General features: G+C 70.3%; 1 protein-coding gene. It reads right to left on the reverse strand.

Annotation, left to right across the window (positions count from 1 at the left end; genetic code table 11):
* Window positions 1–1,239 precede the first annotated feature (1,239 nt).
* The gene (locus H7I57_RS05505) at window positions 1,240–1,470 is read right to left on the reverse strand and encodes a hypothetical protein (protein WP_264022351.1); all 231 of its coding nucleotides are present in this window, start codon (window positions 1,468–1,470) and stop codon (window positions 1,240–1,242) included.
* Between the last annotated feature and the right edge of the window lie 4,586 nt (window positions 1,471–6,056).

The raw sequence follows: 6,056 nt of genomic DNA on the forward strand, positions 1-6,056 counted from the left end.
GCACCCGCACCGGCCGCTTCACCAGCCTGACCGAATCGCTGACCGATCTGGTCGTCGCCGGCCTGCAGCGCTGACCCCGGGAGCGGGCCGGTGCCCGTGTGCACTGGGAAAGCCGGCGCGCAGCGCCGCCCACATCTATCCACCAAACCCGCGCGCTGGGCTAAGAAACAACCCCGGTCCATTCTCGCCACCGTGCCGATTGCGCGAAATACCGCCTCGCAGAACCCGTTCGGGGTGAAGGCACTTATAGTGCCAGCCACNGACGGCCCGTCACCTCGCCCGCGCCCCACCTGTCAAGCGGCGCCCGGAGGCGCCGATGCCCGCCTGCGGCGGGCGTGGTCCGTAGCCCCTCACCTTTTAACCGTTCAGCTGGGTCGCCCAGTGTGACCGACGAGGCCCCGTCACGCGCAACCCACACCCGCGCCGAACTCCGCAGGCCGAGTGACCTTTTCGGCCCAACGCCAGCTCGCCAGGGCGCTGCGCGCCGGCTCGCGCGGGCCGAAAACCCTGCTCCGCTCGTCACGGCCTCTTCGNGGTTGCGCGCGCCACCCCGCCGNTCCCCCGCANCCCCAGCGCTAACCGGCGCACCCANCCCGTACACGAACGGAGAACACCATGACCAAGNTCGCCATCCCCGAGTCGCACATCGGCATCCCCGCCGGAGCGATCTCCCAGGCCTACGTACGACTGCGCGGCGCCCAACAGCCCGACATCAGCGTCCATCACGCCCACACCGACATCGCCCGCGTCACCCTCACCTGGGGACGCATCCTGTTCACCTTCTTCAACACCCAAGCAGCCCAGGGCGTGCTGGAAGCCTTCGGAGCCGCCCGCCAGGCGCTGGCCGGGCTCCCCGACAACCTCGCCCCGCGCGACCAACAGCCCTACGACGGGCCCGCCATCGGCGTCGACTGGACCCGACGCCCGCCCTACGCCGTCACCCGCCGCGAAGCCCTCACCCCCGACAAGCGACGCACCATCCGCTGGGTCGAGGTCTACATGCGGCCCGTGACATTCCAGATCGTCGACCTCGCCGCCTACCGCAGCGCTGTCGAAGTCCTCCAACTCGCCCACAAAACAGCCGCCGCCGTCTGCCTCGACGGAGACCAACACCGCTTCGATCCCACCGACGCCAGCTACCGCCCGACCCGGTGATCCACAGGGGCCGCACTTATCCACAACCGGGAGTGCGGCCCCTCCCGCCACCGCCTCCTGGCGGCGATCATCGGAACATGACCATCACCTGGGCAGTGACCAGCAGCGGCCACCCCCGCCCACGCACGCATCCGGCTCACGGCCGCCACCGCGGCCCTGATCGCCCGCGCCGGCGATGACGAATGGCCGCGCTACACACTGCACCTCGGAGCCGACATCGCCGCCATCATCCAGACCGGCCATGCCGTCGACGGCAGCCCCGACCACACCGGCACCGCCGAGCTCCTCGCCTGCCTGCACCACGACAGCCCCCACCCCTTCACGCCGTAACCCCCGCACACCACACCGGCGCGGTGCGGTGTCTTCGCCGTGCGCGGTCGCCGGGGCACTAGGTGCGACCGGCGGAGGCCCGCCTGCGGCGGGCGTGGTCCGTAGCCCCTCACCTTTAACCGTTCAGCTGGGTCGCCCAGTGTGACCGACGAGGCGGGCGTGGTCCGTAGCCCCTCACCTTTAACCGTTCAGCTGGGTCGCCCAGTGTGACCGACGAGGCCCCGTCACGCGCAACCCACACCCGCGCCGAACTNCGCAGGCCGAGTGACCTTTTCGGCCCAACGCCAGCTCGCCAGGGCGCTGCGCGCCGGGCTCGCGCGGGCCGAAAACCCTGCTCCGCTCGTCACGGCCTCTTCGAGGTTGCGCGCGCCACCCCGCCGGTCCCCCGCAACCCCAGCGCTAACCGGCGCACCCAAAACCCTGCTCCGCTCGTCACGGCCTCTTCGAGGTTGCGCGCGCCACCCCGCCGGTCCCCCGCAACCCCAGCGCTAACCGGCGCACCCAACCCGTACACGAACGGAGAACAACCATGACCACCCACACCGACCTCCTCGCCGGCGGCCGCCACACCTACTGGCTGGGCGAACGCCTCGCCGCCATCGCCACCGACCTGCTCTACTTCGTCGAACCCGGCCACGAGGAACTGCACCCCGACGGCATCCCCGACGGGCTGACCATCACCGCNCACCGCCGCAACCACACCTGGGGCTCCACCGCCCAGGTCTGGGCCCGAGACCCCCAGGGAGTCCTGCAGGCCAGCGCCGAATCCAGCGCCGCACACCCCGACCTCGGCCGCTCCNTCTCCGCACGCACCCGCCACTTCCGCGGCGGCGGCCTGCTCTGGACCCACACCGCACCNGTCGTCACCGATGAACCGATCAACCCGCTGGACCCCTGGAGCTACGCCGCTGTTGGCCGCCACCTCTACCAGCTGCGCCCCGAATACCGCCTCGACGGCGCACCCCTATGGCAGCTCCGCACCGACGACCTCGACACCGAGCACCCCCGCTTCGCCGGCATCGACCTCTACCAGCTGCGCCCCGAATACCGCCTCGACGGCGCACCCCTATGGCAGCTCCGCACCGACGACCTCGACACCGAGCACCCCCGCTTCGCCGGCATCGANTCCGCCACCACNCACATCGCCGAGTTCCTCGAACCCGCACCCGCACCGACCCGACGGCGCCGCGGCACCCGTAGCGCCTAACACCCACACCACGCCGGCGGCCGCCAACCCACCGCGGCCGCCGGCACCTCCCCTCCCNCACCACCGAAAGGACCCNACAATGAGCGAGCACGCCACCACCCCCGCAGGCGAGACGACACCCCTGCGACGCGACGGAAACGCCCACTACTACAACCAGATTGACCCGCCAGCANCACATTTCATCGTACCAGCTGCGCCCCGAATACCGCCTCGACGGCGCACCCCTATGGCAGCTCCGCACCGACGACCTCGACACCGAGCACCCCCGCTTCGCCGGCATCGANTCCGCCACCACNCACATCGCCGAGTTCCTCGAACCCGCACCCGCACCGNCCCGNCGGCGCCGCGGCACCCGTAGCGCCTAACACCCACACCACGCCGGCGGCCGCCAACCCACCGCGGGCGCCGGCACCTCCCCTCCCNCACCACCGAAAGGACCCNACAATGAGCGAGCACGCCACCACCCCCGCAGGCGAGACGACACCCCTGCGACGCGACGGAAACGCCCACTACTACAACCAGATTGACCCGCCAGCANCACATTTCATCGAACAGACCGTGGCAGTGCACCTACGGCTCTCCGNCGACGGCACCCGCTGGATCGTCGACGGCCCNAGCGTCGACGGCCACCCGCTCGACAGCACCTACCGCGATCTAAGCGCCACCAACTCCGAATGCGCCTGCAGCCAGCCCAAGGAATGCACCCGGCTCCGCGACCACGCCGACACCCTGCCGCTACCCACCGGCGCCGAACTGCTCACGATGCTCGCCGCCGCCCTCGACGCACCCGCCGAGCTCATCACCGCCGAACAAGCCAGCAGCTGGGCCGGGCGCACCCTCACCGCCGACGAGCTCGACCGCCTCTCCGAAGCGATCCCGCACTCCTCNATCCCCGACGCCATCGACACCATCGCCGCCAGCTGGGACTAAAACTCAGCACCACGGGCCCGGTCACCCACCCCAGGGTGACCGGGCCCCCCTTTTCCTCCGGTCCTACCCGTCCGCAGCAGCCCCTCCGGGGCCCCTGGCGAACGTCCGATATCCGTAACCCCTCACCTATCTACCTGTCAGCAGCCGCCCAGCCTGACCGCAGGACCCCGAGCCGGCTCAACCCACACCCGCGCCGAACTGCACAGGCCGAGTGACCNCCCTCACCTATCTACCTGTCAGCAGCCGCCCAGCCTGACCGCAGGACCCCGAGCCGGCTCAACCCACACCCGCGCCGAACTGCACAGGCCGAGTGACCTTTTCGGCCCTGCCAACTCGCCGAAGGCGCTGGCGCGCCCGGCTCGCGCACGCCGAAAACCCTGCTCCGTCCCGGCGCGGCCTCTGCGGGGTTGACCCGCCCCACCCCACNGTCCANNACGCGGCCGCACTGACCGGCGCACCGCCGGTCACCAACAGTGAGGACCCACCATGTTTGACCCNTTCGACAAGATCGCCGTACCCACCACCGCCGGCACCTACGTCATCGCCCTGTACTACGACATCGACGCCGCCGCACCCGATTACAGCGACGACGGCGGATTCGTCTANCTCGGCACCGCCCGNACCATCAGCGCTCAACTNGGCGACGCCGCCCANGACGTCGCCGCCCTGCTGCGCCAGCACACCGCCGCCAATGACTCCCTCAACGACCATGAGTACCGGTCCGCGGCCGCCCTCTGCCGCTACCTGTGGCTGACCCNCGGACTCACCGGCATCCTGGAAGTCACCCGCAGCGGCGACCGCTACGGCACCGCCGAGCCCAGCGCCGACCGCTACCGCAGCATCGACGGTCTGGCCTGGGCNCTCACCGGCATCCTGGAAGTCACCCGCAGCGGCGACCGCTACGGCACCGCCGAGCCCAGCGCCGACCGCTACCGCAGCATCGACGGTCTGGCCTGGGCNCCCGCCGACGCGACANCACCCCTGGACTACACACGTGGCACCGTGGCCGCCTACGACGCCTGGGCCAACGGCGAGGTCTACGGCTACACCGTCGTCGCCCCCGACNGCCGAGACGTCGCCTCCTGCTGGGACTTTTACGCCGACCCCGACGAGCCGATCACCGCTGACGCTCCCCCCGGCCTGGCCATCATGGTCGCCGAGGCGCGCGAGGAGATCGACCAGGACGTCGAAGCACGGACGGCCCAGGCCAACACCATCGGGTCCGGATTCATCGGGCTCATNTAAAAACACTGTCCCGGCGAGCCGGCCACCGCGACATCCACCGGTGGCCGGCCGCCCTACAGCGACCCACCGCGTGCTGGCGGCCGCCCTGGCGGGCGCCGGATGCCCGCCTGCGGCGGGCGTGGGTTGGGTAGCTACTCACCTTTAACCGTCAGCAGAGGTCGCAGCCTAATCGGCCGGGGGCCCGACCGGTCAACCCACACCGAGGCCGAACTACGCAGGCCGAGTGACCTTTTCGGCCCTATCAAGCTCGCTGCCGCTCGCGGGCCGAAAACCCTGCTCCGTNCGNCGTCGGCTCTTCGGGGTTGACCGCCCACCCTCACCCGATTGACCGCTCCCCAGCGCTGACCGGCGCACCACTCACCACGAGAAACGGGAGAACAATGGACCACGCATTCGAACTCGCCTTCGACCTTCTCGCCGAAGCCGCCGACCGCATCCAGCACCAGCAGTACGGCATCACCCGNAACCTGCACCACAACCACGGACCGATCCAGCTGACCACCGTCCACGAGTACAGCCCCGAACAGGGACACCACCTCGTCCTGCTCGCCAACGACGACTACGGACTCCTGGCCGCCATCGANGCCACCGCACCCGACCTCGACACCACCCCCGACACCCGCATCCAGAAAGTCCGGGCCGGCGACCTGACCTTCCACGCCGTGCCCGGCACCTGGTCCTACCGCGCCACNGGCGCCCACACCTACACCCTGACCGCCGGANTCGGCGACGAGCCGATGTGGACCCTCACCATCGACCACGCACCCCTGGCCCTGGCCTACGACGACCTCCACCAGGCCATCGACGACGTGCTCACCACCGAACCCGTCGCCGCCTAACCGATCCCGGCCGGGCCCGCCACCACCAGGCGGTGGGCCCGGCCCCATCCACCCACTCACCACGGAAGGACCNACCATGACCAACACCAACGACGCCGACTGGCAGGCCGACTGGGCAATCGAGATCGACCGAGGCCGCCTGGCCCTCGACGGCAGCCTGGTCGACGCCATCAACGCCCTCACCCGCGCACAGCAGGCGCTGGCCACNTTGACCAGCACACACGTCTACGACANCGAGTTCGCCGAGAACCCCCAAGGCGACGACATCGCCTCGTTCCTGTCCGACAGCCTGCGCAACACCCGAGCCGCCTACCACATCGCTCACCGCGTCATCGAGGACGAACGCACCT

This window comes from Mycolicibacterium pyrenivorans (assembly GCF_025821625.1).
GTDB lineage: Bacteria > Actinomycetota > Actinomycetes > Mycobacteriales > Mycobacteriaceae > Mycobacterium > Mycobacterium pyrenivorans.